The organism is Auraticoccus cholistanensis, assembly GCF_009742705.1.
GTDB classification, from domain to species: Bacteria; Actinomycetota; Actinomycetes; order Propionibacteriales; family Propionibacteriaceae; genus Auraticoccus; species Auraticoccus cholistanensis.
On the sequence record NZ_WPCU01000005.1, the window covers coordinates 70,918 to 87,332 of the forward strand.

General features: G+C 74.5%; 14 protein-coding genes and 2 tRNA genes. 11 read left to right on the plus strand and 5 right to left on the minus strand.

Annotation, left to right across the window (positions count from 1 at the left end; translation table 11 throughout):
- Positions 1 to 193: 193 nt before the first annotated feature.
- Positions 194 to 1,279 (minus strand): 3-isopropylmalate dehydrogenase, encoded by a 1,086-nt coding sequence (locus tag GC722_RS06285; RefSeq protein WP_331714451.1) that lies wholly within the window; start codon positions 1,277 to 1,279, stop codon positions 194 to 196.
- Between the two features lie 123 nt (positions 1,280 to 1,402).
- Here GC722_RS06285 and GC722_RS06290 point away from each other — a divergent pair, with 123 nt between their 5' ends.
- On the plus strand, positions 1,403 to 2,485 hold the full coding sequence (locus GC722_RS06290; protein WP_156609131.1) for a branched-chain amino acid aminotransferase: 1,083 nt from the start codon (positions 1,403 to 1,405) through the stop codon (positions 2,483 to 2,485).
- A 286-nt stretch (positions 2,486 to 2,771) separates the two neighbouring features.
- Complete coding sequence (cimA, locus tag GC722_RS06295; RefSeq protein ID WP_231747543.1) at positions 2,772 to 4,412, plus strand: citramalate synthase; 1,641 nt, start codon at positions 2,772 to 2,774, stop codon at positions 4,410 to 4,412.
- An 18-nt stretch (positions 4,413 to 4,430) separates the two neighbouring features.
- On the opposite strand, the gene GC722_RS06300 is transcribed toward cimA, so the two are convergent.
- Entirely contained in the window at positions 4,431 to 6,101 is a 1,671-nt protein-coding gene (locus GC722_RS06300; protein ID WP_197429865.1) for a RecQ family ATP-dependent DNA helicase, read from the minus strand.
- 28 nt (positions 6,102 to 6,129) lie between these two features.
- On the minus strand, positions 6,130 to 7,431 hold the full coding sequence (locus tag GC722_RS06305; protein WP_156609133.1) for a thymidine phosphorylase: 1,302 nt from the start codon (positions 7,429 to 7,431) through the stop codon (positions 6,130 to 6,132).
- 117 nt (positions 7,432 to 7,548) lie between these two features.
- Here GC722_RS06305 and GC722_RS06310 point away from each other — a divergent pair, with 117 nt between their 5' ends.
- The 5 genes from GC722_RS06310 (at position 7,549) to GC722_RS06330 (ending at position 11,182) form a co-directional block, all read left to right on the plus strand.
- Positions 7,549 to 8,379 (plus strand): fumarylacetoacetate hydrolase family protein, encoded by an 831-nt coding sequence (locus GC722_RS06310; RefSeq protein ID WP_156609135.1) that lies wholly within the window; start codon positions 7,549 to 7,551, stop codon positions 8,377 to 8,379.
- Positions 8,376 to 9,956: a glutamate--tRNA ligase gene (gene gltX, locus GC722_RS06315; protein ID WP_331714452.1), complete on the plus strand. Its 1,581-nt coding sequence runs from the start codon at positions 8,376 to 8,378 to the stop codon at positions 9,954 to 9,956. Before GC722_RS06310 ends, gltX begins: the two co-directional genes overlap by 4 nt.
- Positions 9,953 to 10,888, plus strand: coding sequence for a CPBP family intramembrane glutamic endopeptidase (locus tag GC722_RS06320; protein ID WP_156609137.1), 936 nt, complete (start codon positions 9,953 to 9,955; stop codon positions 10,886 to 10,888). Before gltX ends, GC722_RS06320 begins: the two co-directional genes overlap by 4 nt.
- A 67-nt stretch (positions 10,889 to 10,955) precedes the next feature.
- Positions 10,956 to 11,027: transfer RNA gene (locus tag GC722_RS06325), tRNA-Gln, on the plus strand.
- 79 nt (positions 11,028 to 11,106) lie between these two features.
- Positions 11,107 to 11,182: transfer RNA gene (locus GC722_RS06330), tRNA-Glu, on the plus strand.
- A 141-nt stretch (positions 11,183 to 11,323) separates the two neighbouring features.
- Here GC722_RS06330 and GC722_RS06335 read toward each other — a convergent pair.
- Entirely contained in the window at positions 11,324 to 12,049 is a 726-nt protein-coding gene (locus tag GC722_RS06335; RefSeq protein WP_156609138.1) for an IclR family transcriptional regulator, read from the minus strand.
- A gap of 116 nt (positions 12,050 to 12,165) precedes the next feature.
- Between GC722_RS06335 and leuC the strand changes: the two genes are divergently transcribed.
- Positions 12,166 to 13,563 (plus strand): 3-isopropylmalate dehydratase large subunit, encoded by a 1,398-nt coding sequence (gene leuC, locus GC722_RS06340; protein WP_156609140.1) that lies wholly within the window; start codon positions 12,166 to 12,168, stop codon positions 13,561 to 13,563.
- A 40-nt stretch (positions 13,564 to 13,603) separates the two neighbouring features.
- Positions 13,604 to 14,209 carry a 3-isopropylmalate dehydratase small subunit gene (gene leuD / locus GC722_RS06345; RefSeq protein ID WP_156609142.1) on the plus strand — a complete coding sequence of 202 codons (606 nt, stop codon included), beginning with the start codon at positions 13,604 to 13,606 and terminating at the stop codon, positions 14,207 to 14,209.
- Positions 14,210 to 14,225: 16 nt separating this feature from the next.
- Here leuD and cofC read toward each other — a convergent pair whose 3' ends face one another.
- A complete protein-coding gene (cofC, locus tag GC722_RS06350; RefSeq protein WP_331714453.1) occupies positions 14,226 to 14,873 on the minus strand; it encodes a 2-phospho-L-lactate guanylyltransferase in 648 nt (215 codons plus the stop codon).
- An 85-nt stretch (positions 14,874 to 14,958) separates the two neighbouring features.
- Here cofC and GC722_RS06355 point away from each other — a divergent pair, with 85 nt between their 5' ends.
- On the plus strand, positions 14,959 to 15,780 hold the full coding sequence (locus GC722_RS06355) for a lysophospholipid acyltransferase family protein (protein ID WP_197429866.1): 822 nt from the start codon (positions 14,959 to 14,961) through the stop codon (positions 15,778 to 15,780).
- On the plus strand, positions 15,777 to 16,415 hold a 639-nt coding region (locus tag GC722_RS06360; RefSeq protein WP_331714454.1), incomplete at its 3' end, for an NAD(P)H-dependent glycerol-3-phosphate dehydrogenase. The genes GC722_RS06355 and GC722_RS06360, both read left to right, overlap by 4 nt.

The following is a 16,415-nucleotide window of genomic DNA, read 5'->3' on the forward strand; positions in this document are numbered from 1 at the left end:
CGCCCCGGGTGCGCGTCGAGCAGCGCTGACGCCGGCACGCGCCACCCGGGCCCCGGGCGGGAACCCTGGGACCGTGTACGCCGTGGGGCCGGGACACCGCGACACGCCGCGGCACGCCGGCCGTCACCCCGACGACATACAGCCTCTCAGGGGCGGGGGCGTCCAGGGGGTGCGGGCGTGGGGGTGCGGCCGGTCAGGAGACGCGGGTGGCGATGGCGTCGCCGACCTCGGAGGTGCGCCGCTGACCGGTGCGGGACTCGATGTCCTCGGTGACGGCGGCGGTGACCCGGGCGGCCTCCTCCGGACGGCCCAGGTGGTCCAGCAGCAGGGCGGCGGAGAGGATGGCCGCGGTCGGGTCGGCCACCTGCTGGCCGGCGATGTCGGGCGCGGAGCCGTGCACCGGCTCGAACATCGACGGGTACTCCCGGGTCGGGTTGATGTTGCCGCTGGCCGCCAGCCCGATCCCGCCGGTGACGGCCGCGGCCAGGTCGGTGAGGATGTCGCCGAACAGGTTGTCGGTCACCACCACGTCGAAGCGGGCCGGGTCGGTGGCCAGGAAGATGGTGGCGGCGTCCACGTGCAGGTAGTCGGTCTGCACCTGCGGGTACTCGGCGGCGACCTGCTCGAAGACCCGGTTCCACAGCTGGCCGGCGTTGACCAGCACGTTGTGCTTGTGCACCAGGGTCACCTTCTGCCGGCGCCGGGTGGCGCGCTCGAAGGCGTCGCGGACCACGCGCTCCACGCCGTGGGCGGTGTTGACGCTGACCTCGGTGGCGATCTCGTGCACGGTGCCCGGGCGGACCACGCCGCCGTTGCCGCAGTACAGCCCCTCGGTGCCCTCGCGCACCACCACGAAGTCGACCTCGCCGCGGCTGGTCACCGACTCCGCCAGCGGCGTCGGCACCCCGGCGTAGAGCCGGCTGGGGCGCAGGTTCACGTAGTGGTCGAAGGCGAAGCGGATCTTGAGGATCAGCCCGCGCTCCAGGATCCCGCTGGGCATCGACTTGTCCCCGGGGGCCGCACCGACCGCCCCGAAGAGGACGGCGTCGGCCTGGGCCAGCTCGGCCAGCACCGAGTCGGGCAGCACCTCACCGGTGCGCTTCCACCGCTCGGCGCCGAGGTCGTAGTCGACGAAGGAGAAGGCGTCGTCCCCGCAGACCGCGCGCAGCACCTTCACCGCCTCGGCGGTGACCTCCGGGCCGATGCCGTCACCGCCGATCACGGCCAGGGTCGGGGAGGCGGGTGCGGACGGCTGGCTCGGGGCCTGGGAAGTGGTCACCCCGGGCATGTTAGAGACCGCGACGTCCGCACGGGCGGCGTCTCAACCGCCGTCCGTCCGGCGCCGCGACCGAGGCGTGACGTCCCCCGGCCGGGCGGTGGTGGTGCTGTTAGCGTGCGGCCCATGAGCCTGAAGTTCGACCTGCGGCCCTCCGCCGCGCCCCGCAGCGACGCCGAGCGGGAGGCGATCCTCGCCGACCCCGGCTTCGGCACCCACTTCACCGACCACATGGCGGTGGCCACCTGGACCGCCCAGGACGGCTGGGGCGACTCCGCGGTGGTGCCCTACGGGCCGTTCCAGGTCGACCCGGCGACGGCCGTGCTGCACTACGCCCAGGAGATCTTCGAGGGCATGAAGGCCTACCGGCACGCCGACGGCTCCGTCTGGCTGTTCCGCCCCTTCAAGAACGCCGAGCGGTTCAACGCCTCCGCCCGCCGGATGGCGCTGCCGGAGCTGGCCGAGGAGTCCTTCGTGGAGAGCATCGAGGCCCTCGTCGAGGCGGACGAGTCCTGGGTGCCGGCGGGCGGGGAGACCTCGCTCTACCTGCGCCCCTTCATGTTCGCCAGCGAGGCCTTCCTCGGCGTGCGCTCGGCCCAGCGGGTGCAGTACTGCGTCATCGCCTCCCCGGCCGGCTCCTACTTCAGCGGCGGGGTCAGGCCGGTCTCGATCTGGCTGTCCCGCGAGTACACCCGTGCCGCCCCCGGCGGCACCGGGGCCGCCAAGTGCGGCGGCAACTACGCCGCCTCCCTGGTCGCCCAGGCCGAGGCCGCCCGGCACGGCTGCAGCCAGGTGCTGTTCACCGACGCGGTGGAGCGCCGGTGGGTCGACGAGCTGGGCGGCATGAACGTCTACTTCGTCACCGACCGCGACGAGCTGGTCACCCCCGAGCTGGGCACCATCCTCGAGGGGGTCACCCGGGACGCCATCATCGCCCTGGCCCCCGAGCTCGGGCTCACCCCCGTCGAGCGGCGGGTCTCGCTGCAGGAGATCCTCGACGGGCTGCGCAGCGGCGCGGTGCGCGAGATCTTCGCCTGCGGCACCGCCGCGGTCATCACCCCGATCGGTGAGCTCAAGGACGTCGAGGGCACGTACCAGGTGGGGGACGGCCAGGCCGGCCAGATCACCAGCCGGCTGCGCCAGGCGCTGCTCGACCTGCAGTACGGACGCACCCCGGACACCCACGGCTGGATGCACCGCATCCGCTGACGGCGGGCGGGTGGACGTCCGGGGCCGCGGCCGCCGGCCGTCCACGTGCCGCTCGTCCACCAGCCGGCTGTCCACGTCCCGGTCAGGACGTCCCGGGAAGTGAGACGGGGGTGGTGCGAGGCCAGCACCCGTCCGAGACTGGGGGCGTGGCGAGCACCTCCATTACGACGCGGCGCTGCTGACGAACTCGTCGGCCGCGCGAAACCTCCTGTCCGAGACGGGAGGTTTTTTCGTTCCCGGAGATGCTCCGACACCCGACCACCTGTAGCCCGACGGAAGACGACCGATGCCCGAGCCGATGGCGGCCCCTCCGCAGTTCCACGTCTACGACACCACGCTGCGCGACGGCGCGCAGCAGGAGGGGCTGCGGCTGACCGTCGCCGACAAGCTGCGGATCGCCGGCTACCTCGACGAGCTGGGCGTCGGCTTCATCGAGGGCGGCTGGCCGGGGGCCAACCCCACCGACACCGCCTTCTTCGCCGCCGCGGCCCGCGGCGAGCTGGTGCTCAAGCACGCCCAGCTGGTCGCCTTCGGAGCCACCCGGCGGGTGGGCGGCCGGGCGGCCGACGACCCCCTGGTGGCCGCCCTGCGCGACTCCCACGCGCCCTACGCCTGCCTGGTGGCCAAGAGCCACTCCCGGCACGTGGAGCTCGCCCTGCGCACCACCCTGGCCGAGAACCTGGCCATGGTCACCGACACCGTGCAGCACCTCCGCTCGGAGGGGATGCGGGTCTTCGTCGACTGCGAGCACTTCTTCGACGGCTACCGCGAGGACCCGGCCTACGCCCTCGAGGTGGTGCGGACCGCCGCCGAGGCGGGGGCGGAGGTGGTGGTGCTCTGCGACACCAACGGCGGCATGCTCCCCAGCTGGATGGGTGACGTGGTCAGCGCGGCCGGCGCGGTGGGGGTCGACCTCGGCGTGCACTGCCACAACGACACCGGCTGCGCCATCGCCAACACCCTGGCGGCGGTGGACGCCGGCGTGATGCACGTGCAGGGCACCGTGAACGGCTACGGCGAACGGACCGGCAACGCCGACCTCGTGCCGGTGGTGGCCAACCTCGAGCTCAAGTACGGCTGGTCGGTGCTGCCGGAGGGGGCGCTGGCCGAGGCCACCCGGATCTCCCACGCCATCAGCGCGGTCACCAACGTCCCCGGCTCGGCCCGGGCGCCGTACGTGGGGACGTCCTCCTTCGCCCACAAGGCAGGCCTGCACGCCAGCGCCATCCGGGTCGACCCGAACCTGTACCAGCACATCGACCCCGCCCTGGTCGGCAACGACATGCGCATGCTGATCTCCGACATGGCCGGCCGGGCCAACATCCAGATCAAGGGCGAGGAGCTCGGCTTCGACCTCTCCGACCGTGAGCTGGCCGCCCGGGTCACCGAGCAGGTGAAGAACCGCGAGGCCGAGGGCTACTCCTACGAGGCGGCCGACGCCTCCTTCGAGCTGCTGCTGCGCTCCGAGCTCGGCGAGCTGGATGAGTACTTCTCGGTGCTGCAGTGGCGCGTGCACACCCACTCCGCCGCCGGTGAGCGCTCCGACTCCGAGGCGACGGTCAAGCTCCGTGCCCGGGGCGAGGAGCAGCTGTTCGTCGGCGAGGGCAACGGCCCGGTCAACGCCCTCGACGCCGCGCTGCGCCGGGCGCTGACCCCGGCCTTCCCGGTGGTCGACTGCTACGAGCTGACCGACTACCGGGTGCGGGTGCTGGAGGGCTCGGTCCGTGCCGGCGGCGGCCACGGCACCAACGCCGTGGTCCGGGTGCTGATCGACACCACCGACGGCGAGCGCACCTGGACCACCGTCGGGGTCGGCTCCAACGTGATCGAGGCCAGCTGGGAGGCGCTCAGCGACGCCTACCTGTACGGCCTGCTGCACCGCGCCGCCCCCGAGCCCGCGCCCGCCGAGGTGACGGTCGTCGACTGAGCGGCGGGCCGCGGCGGCTCAGGCCGGTTCCAGCAGACCCGACTCCACCACGGTGGGCAGGTCCAGCGTCCGGTAGCCGCCCTGGTCGAAGAGCACGGTGAGCCGGTCGCCCTCCACCTCCACGACGGTGCCCAGCCCGAACTCGGGGTGCTGGACGGCCTGCTCGGCGTGGAAGCGTCCGGTCCAGCCGGCGTCCTCGGCGTCGGCCTGGGCCACCGTCTCCGCGACGGCCTCGTCGTGCTCGGCGGTGGCCCCGCTGCGGCAGTTGTCGCAGCTGCCGCAGGGCTCCTCGCCCTCGTCGCCGAAGTAGTGCAGCAGGAAGCGCTGGCGGCACGTCGTCGTCTCGGCGTAGCGGCGCATCATCTCGATGCGGGTCTGCTGCATGCGCCGGTGCTGCTCCGCCCGCTGCACCACCCGCTCGACCAGCGTCGGGCCGTCGCCGGGGTCGTCGGCCCCCGAGTGGGCCGACTCCTCCTGCACCAGGTTGAGGATCCGGGCGAGCTTGCGCACGCCGAGGCCGGTGGCCTCCCGCAGCGCGTCCCGGTCCGGCTCGCCCTCGACCCCGGCCAGGGCGCCGACCAGGGCCCCCACGTCGGCGGGGGAGGGCACGGCGGGGGCGAAGAACCGGGCCAGCGAGAGGTCCTCGGGGCGGTGGCACAGCAGTCCGGTGGCCGGTCCGCCGTCCCGGCCGGCCCGCCCCACCTCCTGGTAGTAGACGTCGGGGGACTCCGGGGCCTGGGCGTGCACGACGAAGCGGATGTCGGGCTTGTCGATGCCCATCCCGAAGGCGGAGGTGGCCACCAGGACGTCCACCTCGCCGGCCATGAAGGCCTGCTGCACGGCCTCCCGGGCCCTGCCCGGACGGCCGGCGTGGTAGTGGTCGGCGTCGCGGCCCTGCCCGACCAGCTCGGCGGCCAGCTCCTCGGCGAGCTTGCGGGTGCGGGTGTAGACGATGCCCTGCCCCTGCTGCCCGGCCACCGCCTCGAGCACGGCCCGGCGCTGGGCCCGCTCGTCGAGGCAGTGCTGCGCCGACAGGGCGATGTTGGGCCGGGCGACGTCGGCCACCACCAGCCGGGGCTCGCGCAGCCGGAGCTTCTCGGCGATGTCCTGGCGCACCGGCGGGGCGGCGGTCGCGGTCAGCGCGATCACCGGCGGTCGTCCCAGCTGCTCGACCAGCTCGCCCAGCCGCAGGTAGTCCGGGCGGAAGTCGTGGCCCCACGAGGACACGCAGTGGGCCTCGTCCACCGCCACCAGCGCCGGGTGCAGCGCCGCCACCGCCTCGCGGGTCTCCTCGCGGGCCAGCTGCTCGGGGGCGAGGAAGAGGAAGCTGCCCGGCCCGGCCTGCTCCAGCGCCTCGCGCCGGGCGCCGGCGCTCTCGGCCGAGCTGAGCCGGCTCGCCCGCACCCCCTCGGCCCGCTCGGTCAGCCCCTCGACCTGGTCGGCCTGCAGCGCCAGCAGCGGTGAGACCACCACCGTCGGGCCGGTCTCCATCAGCACCCCGGCCAGCTGGTAGGCCAGCGACTTGCCCGCCCCGGTGGGCTGCACCAGCAGCACGTCGCGGCCGGCCAGCAGGTCCGACACCGCGGCCAGCTGCCAGTCCCGCAGCTCGGCGTGGCCGAAGACGTCGCGGGCGGCGGACTCCAGACGCTCGGCGGTCTCGGGGTCGGAGGTCACGCGGTCGCTCGGCACAGCGGCCTGGTACCCACCGCCGGACGAGTCAGGCAGTGATGCGCTCCAGCACCACCGGGGCGGGCTGCGGCTCGCCGCCGATGGTCCAGCCCCCGCGCAGGGCCTCCTCGGCCGCGGCGACGCGGTCGGGGTCGTCGGTGTGCAGGGTGAGCAGCGGCTGGCCCGCCCGCACCACGTCGCCCGGACGCGCGTGCAGCTCGACACCCGCGCCGGCCTGCACCGGGTCCTCCTTGCGGGCCCGGCCGGCACCCAGCCGCCAGGCGGCCACGCCGACCGCCCTGGCGTCCAGCCGGGTCAGCGTGCCGGACCCGTCGGCGGTCACGGTGGCGGTGTGCCGGGCGGTGGGCAGCGGGGCGTCGGGGTCGCCGCCCTGGGCCCGCACCATGGCCCGCCACACGTCCATGGCGCGGCCGTCCGCCAGCGCGTCGGCCGGGTCCACGTCGTCGCGGCCCGCGGCCGCCACCATCTCGCGGGCCAGCGCCAGGGTCAGCTCCACCACGTCCGGCGGGCCGCCGCCGGCCAGCACCTCGACCGACTCCCGCACCTCCAGCGCGTTCCCCGCGGTCAGCCCCAGCGGCGTGGACATGTCGGTCAGCAGCGCCACCGTGGTGACCCCGGCGTCGGTGCCCAGTGCGACCATCGTCCGGGCCAGCGTGCGGGCGTCCTCGAGCTCGGTCATGAAGGCGCCGCTGCCGACCTTGACGTCGAGCACCAGCGCGCCGGTGCCCTCGGCGATCTTCTTGCTCATGATGGAGGAGGCGATCAGCGGGATGGCCTCCACGGTGCCCGTGACGTCGCGCAGCGCGTAGAGCTTGCGGTCGGCCGGGGCGAGCCCGGAGCCGGCGGCGCAGACCACGGCCCCGACCTCCTCCAGCTGGGCCAGCATCTCCTCGGTGCTCAACGAGGCCCGCCAGCCGGGGATCGACTCCAGCTTGTCCAGGGTGCCCCCGGTGTGGCCGAGCCCCCGGCCGCTGAGCTGGGGGACCGCGACCCCGCAGGCGGCCACCAGCGGGGCCAGCGGCAGGGTGATCTTGTCGCCGACCCCGCCGGTGGAGTGCTTGTCGGCGGTGGGCCGGGAGAGCCCGGAGAAGTCCAGCCGCTCGCCGGTGCCGATCATCGCCGCCGTCCAGGCGCGCAGCTCGGCGTCGTCGAGGCCGCGGAAGAAGATCGCCATGGCCATCGCCGACATCTGCTCCTCGGCCACCCTGCCGGCGGTGTAGGCCTCGACCAGCCAGCGCACCTGGTCGGGGTCGAGGACGCCGCCGTCGCGCTTGTGCCGGATCAGCTCGACGGCGTTGTACCCGCGGGCGGGCGGTGCGAGGTCGGTCATGGCCGCGAGTATGCCGCAGCGGTCGGGCGGCGGCCGTCGGCAGCCGGACGGCCGGGGCGCGCGGTCGAGCGGGGGGCCGGCGCGACACTAGGGTGAGTGGTCGTCGAAAGGACCCACATGCGCATCGCACGTTTCGCCGCCGAGGGTGACCCCCGCTACGGCGTGGTCGAGCTGGCCGAGGACGGCGGCAGCCACCCCGACACCATCGCCGAGCTGACCTCGGACCCGCTGGCCGGACCGGTCCAGCTGACCGGCGCCCGCCACCGGCTCGACGCCGTGAGGCTGCTCGCCCCGGTCATCCCCCGCAGCAAGGTGGTGGGGGTGGGCCGCAACTTCGCCGCCCACGCCGAGGAGCTGGGCAACGAGGTGCCGGGCGACCCGCTGATCTTCCTCAAGCCGAACACGTCGGTGATCGGCCCCGACGACGCGATCGTGCACCCCAGCACCACCGAGCTGCTGAGCTACGAGGGCGAGCTGGCCGTGGTGATCGGTCGGATCTGCCGCGACGTGCCGGCCAGCCGGGCGGCGGAGGTGGTCTTCGGCTACACCGTGGCCAACGACGTCACCGCCCGCGACCTGCAGAAGAGCGACGGCCAGTGGGCCCGGGCCAAGGGCTACGACACCTTCTGCCCGCTCGGGCCGTGGATGGTCACCCACCTCAGCATCGAGGAGGCCTCGGCCCTGCAGATCACCACCACCCTGGACGGCGAGGTGCGCCAGGACGGCAGCACCGCGCTGATGGTGCACCCCATCTCGCGGCTGATCGAGTGGATCACCTCCTTCACCACCCTGCTGCCCGGTGACGTCATCCTGACCGGCACCCCGGCGGGGGTGGGGCGGATGCAGGTCGGCCAGCGGGTCAGCATCACCGTCGAGGGCATCGGCACCCTGACCAACACCGTGACCGGGAGCGACCCGGCACCGAGCAGCACGGAGGACGCGCAGTGACCCAGACCCCCGACGGCGCCGGCGCGGCGGACCCGGTGCTGGGCGACCTCGCCCCCTCCCAGGTCCGGGTCCGCTTCCCCCCGTCGCCGACCGGCAACCTGCACGTCGGCAACGTCCGCAGCGCCCTGTTCAACTACGCCTTCGCCCGCCACCACGGCGGCACGTTCGTGCTGCGGATCGAGGACACCGACGCCGCCCGCTCGACCGAGGAGTCCTACCGCGGGGTGCTGGAGTCGCTGCGCTGGCTGGGGCTGGACTGGGACGAGGGGCCGGAGAAGGGCGGGCCGCACGAGCCCTACCTGCAGTCCCAGCGCGGCCACCTCTACCGCGACGTGGTGGAGCGGCTGCTCGCCTCCGGCCACGCCTACCGCTGCTACTGCACCAAGGAGGAGCAGGACGCCCGCGAGGCGGCCCGGCCCAAGGGCGGGCCGTCGGGCTACGACGGGCACTGCCGCGAGCTGACGGCGGAGCAGGTGGCCGGCTTCGAGGCCGAGGGCCGCTCCCCGGTGGTGCGGGTGCGCGTGCCCGACGGCGAGATCGGCTTCGACGACCTGGTCCGCGGCCGGGTCTCCTTCGACGGCGCGCACGTGCCCGACTACGTGGTGGTCCGCGCCAACGGGGACCCGCTGTACACGCTGGTCAACCCCGTCGACGACGCGCTGATGGGGATCACCCACGTGCTGCGGGGGGAGGACCTGCTGTCCTCCACGCCGCGCCAGATCGTGCTCTACCGGGCGCTGGCCGAGCTGGGCGTCGGACCGGGCCGCACGCCCCGCTTCGGCCACCTGCCGATCGTCATGGGGGAGGGCAACCGCCGGCTCTCCAAGCGCGACGCCGGCTCCGGCCTGGCCGAGTACCGCGAGCGGGGCTTCCTGCCCGAGGGCCTGCTCAACTACCTGGCGCTGCTCGGCTGGGGGATCGCCGAGGACCGCGACGTCTTCACCCTGGCCGAGATGGTGGCCGCCTTCGACATCCGCAAGGTCAACGCCAACCCGGCCCGCTTCGACCCGAAGAAGGCCGAGGCCATCAACGCCGAGCACATCCGGATGCTCACCGACGCCGAGCTGACCCGCCACCTGGTGCCGTTCCTGGCCGGGGCCGGTCTGGTGGGCCAGCCGCCGGCGCCCGAGCAGCAGGCGCGGCTGGAGGCCGTGGTGCCGCTGGTGCGGGAGCGGATGACCACGCTGTCGGAGATCGTGGCGATGGCGGGCTTCCTGTTCACCGCCGACGAGGACCTGCAGATCGACCCCGGCGCTGGTCTGGGCGCCAAGCCCGACGACGTCCACGTGCTGCGGGCGGCGATCGGGGTGCTCGCCGAGCTGGCCGACTGGCGCCACGAGGAGATCCAGGCCGCGCTGCGGGAGGCGCTGGTGGACGGGCTGGGCATCAAGCCCAAGTTCGCCTTCGCCCCGGTCCGGGTGGCCATCACCGGGCGCAAGGTCTCCCCGCCGCTGTTCGAGTCGATGGAGCTGCTGGGACGCACGTCGTCGCTGCTGCGGCTGCAGTCGGCGCTGGCGTCGCTGCAGCACCCCGACGCCCCGCCCGCCGCCGGACCCGACGGTCCGGGCCCCGTGTGAGCCTGGCCGCGGGCCCGCCGGCGCCGCTGCGGCTGGTCCCGGCCGCGGGCTCGGAGTACCCGGCGCTGGTCCGCTCCACGGGATCGGGGGCGGTCCGCGGCGTGGTCGGCGCGCTGGCCGCCGTGGCGCTGTTCGTGCTGCTGGCCCCGGCGCTCACCCAGCTGCTGCTGGGGGCCGTCTGGTCGCTGGGTGAGCAGGCCGTCCCCTTCGCCGACTACCACGCCGACGCGGTGGCCTACCGGACACCGGTCGGCGTGGTCGCCGGGCACCTCGGGCTGGCCGTGCTGGTCCCCGTCTGCTGCCTGCTGATGGTGCTGCTGCACTCGGTGGGACCGCGCTGGCTGGTGTCGGTGGTGGGGACGCCGCGGTGGCGCTACCTGCTGGCCTGCCTGCTGCTGGCGCTACCCGCGCTGGCCGGGGTGCACCTGCTGTCGGTGCTGGCCGCCGGGACGCCGCCGCAGTGGCAGCCGCAGCAGGGCGCGGCCTGGTTCCTGCTCGCGGTGCTGCTCACCTCCCCGCTGCAGGCGGTGGCGGAGGAGGTGTTCTTCCGCGGCTACCTGGTGCAGGCCCTCGGCTCGGTGGTGGCCGCGCCCTGGTTCGGCGTGCTGGCCTCGGCGCTCGTCTTCGCCCTGTTCCACCTGGACCAGAACCTGTGGCTCTTCCTGGACCGGTTCGCCTTCGGGCTGGCGGCCGGCCTGCTGGTGTGGCGCACCGGCGGCCTGGAGGCCGCCTGCGCGGCCCACGTGGTCAACAACGTGCTGGCGTTCTCGCTGGCCGCCCTGACGGGCTCGGTGGCCGAGGCCCGGGCGCTGCAGCAGATCGGCCCCCTCGACGCCGTCTTCGACGTCGGGGGCTTCGCGCTGCTCGCCGTGCTGGCCTGGCTGGTGGGCAGGCGGATGGCCGTCCACACCCGCGCGGAGCGCCCGGTTTGAGCCGGAGCCGGTCGATGGTCTAGGCTTCCTCGTCGTTGCCCGGGTCACCGGGAAGCAGCAAGTGCCATGGGGTATGGGGTAATTGGCAGCCCGACTGATTCTGGCTCAGTTAGTCTAGGTTCGAGTCCTAGTACCCCAGCGAAGGAGTCGCTCGATTCGCTGGAAGCAGACGAGTTTGGTAGGCTCCTCCGGTCGCCGGAACTCCGGTGGCAGGCCGTGGCCCCGTTGTGTAGCGGCCTAGCACGCCGCCCTCTCAAGGCGGTAGCGCGGGTTCGAATCCCGTCGGGGCTACCACGCGCAGAGACCCCCTCCTCGGAGGGGGTCTCTGTCGTTCCGGGCCCGTTGTCGTTCTGGTCCCGTTGTCGTTCCGGCCCGCTCCCGGGCCGAGGACTTCCCGCGTCGACGACCCCGCCGGGGCCGCCGACGCGGGCGGGCTCAGCCCTCCTGGCCGCTGCGGCGCAGCACCTCCGAGAGCCGCTCGGCCGCCGCCATCACCGCCGGGGCGTGCATCCGCCCGGGCTGGCGCGAGAGCCGCTCGATCGGTCCCGACACGCTGACGGCGGCGATCACCTTGCCGGAGGGGGAGCGGACCGGGGCCGACACCGAGGCCACCCCCGCCTCCCGTTCGCCGACCGACTGGGCCCAGCCGCGACGACGCACCGACGCCAGCGCCACCGCCGAGAAGAGCGAGCCGCGCAGACCGCGCTGCATCCGGTCCGGCTCCTCCCAGGCCAGCAGCACCTGGGCCGCCGAGCCCGCCGACATCGTCAGCTGGGAGCCCACCGGGACCGAGTCGCGCAGCCCCGACGTCCGCTCGGCCGCGGCCACGCAGATGCGCATGTCGCCCTGCCGGCGGAACAGCTGGGCCGACTCGCCGGTGATGTCCCGCAGCCGGGCCAGCACCGGTCCCGCGGTGGCCAGCAACCGGTCCTCACCGGCGGCCGAGGCCAGCTCGGCGAGCCGGGGGCCGAGCACGAAGCGCCCCTGCAGGTCACGGCTGACGAGCCGGTGGTGCTCGAGGGCCACCGCCAGGCGGTGGGCGGTCGGGCGGGCCAGTCCGGTGGCGGTGACGAGCCCGGCCAGCGTGGTCGGGCCGGTCTCGAGAGCACTGAGCACGGCGGCGGCCTTGTCGAGCACGCCGACTCCGCTAGAGTTGTCCATGTACTGATACTGCTGTCTCGAATGCTGATATGCAAGTCCGCGGAGAGGCAGCGGTGGACCACTGTGAGGGCGGCAGCAGAGGCTGCCGACGCGACGACGACGGAGATGTGACCTCGATGGGCAGGACGCTGAGCGAGAAGGTCTGGGACAACCACGTGGTGCGCCACGCCGAGGGGGAGCCCGACCTGCTCTACATCGACCTCCACCTCGTGCACGAGGTGACCAGTCCGCAGGCCTTCGACGGCCTGCGCCAGGCCGGACGGCGGGTCCGCCGGCCCGACCTCACGCTGGCCACCGAGGACCACAACACCCCGACGCTGGACATCGACCGCCCGATCGCGGACCCGGTGTCGCGGACCCAGGTCGAGACGCTGCGCCGCAACGCCGAGGAGTTCGGCATCCGCATCCACAGCCTGGGCGACAAGGACCAGGGCGTGGTGCACATCATCGGCCCGCAGCTGGGCGTCACCCAGCCGGGCATGACCGTGGTCTGCGGGGACTCCCACACCTCCACCCACGGCGCCTTCGGCGCCATCGCCTTCGGCATCGGCACCTCCGAGGTCGAGCACGTGCTGGCCACCCAGACGCTGCCCCAGGCCCGGCCGCGGACGATGGCGGTCAACGTCTCGGGCCGGCTGCCCGAGGGCGTCACGGCCAAGGACCTGGTGCTGGCGCTGATCGCCAAGGTCGGCACCGGCGGCGGCCAGGGCCACATCGTGGAGTACCGCGGCGAGGCCATCGAGGCGCTCTCGATGGAGGGCCGCATGACGATCTGCAACATGTCGATCGAGTGGGGCGCCAAGGCGGGCATGATCGCCCCGGACCAGACCACCTTCGACTACCTCAAGGGCCGTCCGCACGCCCCGCAGGGCGCCGACTGGGACGCCGCGGTGGCCTACTGGTCGACCCTGCGCACCGACGACGACGCCACCTTCGACGTCGAGGTCGACCTGGACGCCAGCTCCCTGACCCCCTTCGTCACCTGGGGCACCAACCCCGGCCAGGGCGTCCCGCTGGGCGCCAGCGTCCCCGACCCGGACCAGTTCGACGACGAGGTCGACCGCAGCGCCGCCGAGCGGGCCCTGCAGTACATGGGTCTGGACGCCGGCACCCCGATGCGCGAGATCGCCGTCGACACCGTCTTCCTCGGCTCCTGCACCAACGGCCGGATCGAGGACCTGCGGCTGGCCGCCTCGGTGATCCAGGGCCGCAAGGTCGCCGAGGGCGTGCGGATGCTGGTCGTGCCGGGCTCGGCCCGGGTGCGGCTGCAGGCCGAGGTCGAGGGCCTGGACAAGGTCTTCACCGAGGCCGGCGCCGAGTGGCGGGCGGCGGGCTGCTCGATGTGCCTGGGCATGAACCCCGACCAGCTGGCCCCGGGCGAGCGTGCCGCCTCGACCTCCAACCGCAACTTCGAGGGTCGCCAGGGCAAGGGCGGACGCACCCACCTGGTGTCCCCGGCGGTCGCCGCGGCCACCGCCGTGGTGGGCACGCTGAGCGCCCCCAGCGACCTCTGACCCGACCACCGCGGCCACCACGAGAGCAGGCAGGACGACCATGGACCCCTTCACCACGCACACCGGCACGGCGCTGCCGCTGCGACGCAGCAACGTCGACACCGACCAGATCATCCCGGCGGTCTACCTCAAGCGGGTGACCCGCTCCGGCTTCGAGGACGGGCTCTTCGCCGCCTGGCGCAAGGACCCCGACTTCGTGCTCAACAAGTCCGAGCACGCCGGCGCCGACGTCCTCGTGGCGGGCCCCGACTTCGGCACCGGCTCCTCCCGCGAGCACGCCGTCTGGGCGCTGCAGAACTACGGCTTCAAGGTCGTCATCGGCTCCCGCTTCGGCGACATCTTCCGGTCCAACTCCGGCAAGTCCGGGCTGCTGATCGCCGTGGTCGACCAGGCCGACGTCGAGCGGCTGTGGGACCTGGTCGAGGCCGACCCCGCCACCCCGGTCACCATCGACCTCGGGGCGCGGACCGTCTCGGCCGGCGGGTCGACGTTCGACTTCCAGATCGACGACTACACCCGCTGGCGGCTGATGGAGGGTCTGGACGACATCGCCCTGACCCTGCGCCACGCCGACGCGATCGACGAGTTCGAGACCCGGCGCGCGTCCTTCCTGCCCCAGACGCTGCCCGCCCGCACCGCCGGCTGAGCCGCGCGGCGGGCCCTCAGGGCGCCGGCGGGCGGTCGAGCTGCCGGGCCCAGGCCAGCGTGCGGGGGCCCGCCCCGGTCGCCAGCGCCCGGGCCAGGTCGTCGGCGGAGTCGACGTCCAGCCGGGCGGGGCCGGGTGCGGCCAGCGCCACCGCGCCCGAGGCGGCGTGGCGGGCGGCCGAGGCACCCTCGAACCCCGGCGTCAGCTCGCGCCCGCGCGCCAGCAGCATGGTGGTGCCGGTGCCGCTCGCGTCGGGCACGAACCAGCGCCCCGGACCCGTCCCGGTGGCCGCCAGCACCGCGCGGACGTCCTCGGCGCGCAGGCACGGCAGGTCCGAGACCGCGGCCAGCAGGGTGCTCGCGCCCTCCGCGGTGGCCGTCGCGGCGGCCAGCGCCAGCGCCGGGTTGAGCCCGCCGCCGGGGTCGGGCAGCACGCGTGCCGCGAGCCCCTCGCCGGCCAGCACCGCGGCCAGCCCCGGCTGGTCGCTCACCACCACCAGCCGGCAGCCGGCCCCCACCAGGGCCGAGCAGGTGTCGAGCGCCATCGCCTGCGCCAGCGCCGGGCGGTCGGCCCCGCCGACGGCGTCCAGCCGGCTCTTGGCCCGCGACCACGGCTTGACCGCGACCAGCGCGGCCACGGTTGCGGGAGGAGGCGTCGAGGGCACCTGGTGACCCTAGCGAAGCCCTCGTCCTGCGCCGGTGCCGCGGCGCACCGCCGGGGCCCGGCAGCACCACTAGGGTGAACGCGACATGAATCGCTCCGACTCCGCGGCGCTGGCCCGTCGCCCCCTGGCCTCGGTGGTGACCGACCCACCCGAGCGCCTGATGCACCTGTCCGTCTCGCTGCTCGGCTGGGTGATGCGCCGCCTCACCCGCCAGGACTGGCGCCACCCGGAGCGGGTGCCGTCGCACGGCGGGGCCGTGGTGGTGGTGAACCACATCTCCAACGCCGACTTCCTCAGCTACGGGCACTTCCTGGCCTGGGGGGCCGGGCGCTGGCCCCGCTTCATGGCCAAGGCCTCGCTGTTCGACGCCCCGCTGCTGGGCCGGCTGCTGCGCTCCACCGGCCAGATCCGGGTGGACCGGGGCAGCGACCGCGCGGGAGCGGCGGTGCACGCCGCCACCGAGGCGGTGCGGCGGGGGCAGCTGGTGACGGTGTACCCCGAGGGCACCATCACCGCCGACCCCGACGGCTGGCCGATGACCGTGCGCACCGGGGCGGCGCGGATCGCGCTGGCCGCCGGCTGCCCGGTGGTCCCGGTGGCCCAGTGGGGCGTCCAGGAGCTGCTCCCCGGCAAGCGGGCGACCTACCCGCGGCTGTGGCGCCGCCCGGTCAGCCGGGTGGTCGCCGGCCAGCCCGTGCAGCTGGACGACCTGCGCGCCGGCCCGGCGGACGAGGCCGCCGTGCGCGAGGCGTCGCGGCGGATCGCCGACGCGCTCACCGGGCTGCTGGCCGAGCTCCGCCAGCAGGTCCCGCCCGCCGGCCGCTGGGACCTGGCCGCCGGCCGCCGGCTGCCGGTCGACCCCCCTGCGGACCCCCCGTCCGGCCCGCTCACGGAGGACCGCCGGTGACCCGGGTGACCGTGATGGGCGCCGGCGCCTGGGGCACCGCCTTCTCGCTGGTGCTCGCCGACGCCGGCTGCCAGGTGACGTTGTGGGCCCGCCGGGCCGAGGTGGCCGCAGGGATCAGCGCCACCTCGCGCAACCCCGACTACCTCAGCGACATCGAGCTGCCGGCCGCCGTCGGCAGCACCGCCGACCCGGTGCAGGCCCTGGACGGGGCCGAGATCGTCGTCCTCGCCGTGCCCTCGCAGCGGCTGCGGGAGTCCCTGAGCCGCTGGCGGCTCCCCGAGGGCGCCCTGGTGGTCAGCCTGGCCAAGGGGATCGAGCTGGGCACCGACCTGCGGATGAGCCAGGTGATCACCGAGGCCGCGGGGGTGCCCGCGGAGCGGGTGGCGATCGTGACCGGTCCGAACCTCGCCCGCGAGATCGCCGAGCGCCAGCCCGCCGCCGCCGTCGTGGCCGCCGCGGACCAGGAGACGGCCCGCCGGCTGCAGGCCGCCTGCCACAGCCCCACCTTCCGCCCGTACACCAACACCGACGTGCTCGGCTGCGAGCTGGCCGGGGCGACCAAGAACGTGATCGCCCTCGCCGTCGGGATGGGCACGGGGCTGGGCTACGGGGCGAACGCCATCGCCTCGGTGATC

What these genes read in the sequence shown, in the direction of transcription:
- GC722_RS06305 (WP_156609133.1), bottom strand. Translation starts at nt 7,431, where the DNA reads ATGACCGACCTCGCACCGCCCGCCCGCGGGTACAACGCCGTCGAGCTG.
- GC722_RS06335 (WP_156609138.1), bottom strand. Translation starts at nt 12,049, where the DNA reads ATGGACAACTCTAGCGGAGTCGGCGTGCTCGACAAGGCCGCCGCCGTG.
- leuD (WP_156609142.1), top strand. Translation starts at nt 13,604, where the DNA reads ATGGACCCCTTCACCACGCACACCGGCACGGCGCTGCCGCTGCGACGC.
- GC722_RS06310 (WP_156609135.1), top strand. Translation starts at nt 7,549, where the DNA reads ATGCGCATCGCACGTTTCGCCGCCGAGGGTGACCCCCGCTACGGCGTG.
- GC722_RS06290 (WP_156609131.1), top strand. Translation starts at nt 1,403, where the DNA reads ATGAGCCTGAAGTTCGACCTGCGGCCCTCCGCCGCGCCCCGCAGCGAC.
- GC722_RS06355 (WP_197429866.1), top strand. Translation starts at nt 14,959, where the DNA reads ATGAATCGCTCCGACTCCGCGGCGCTGGCCCGTCGCCCCCTGGCCTCG.
- leuC (WP_156609140.1), top strand. Translation starts at nt 12,166, where the DNA reads ATGGGCAGGACGCTGAGCGAGAAGGTCTGGGACAACCACGTGGTGCGC.
- cimA (WP_231747543.1), top strand. Translation starts at nt 2,772, where the DNA reads ATGCCCGAGCCGATGGCGGCCCCTCCGCAGTTCCACGTCTACGACACC.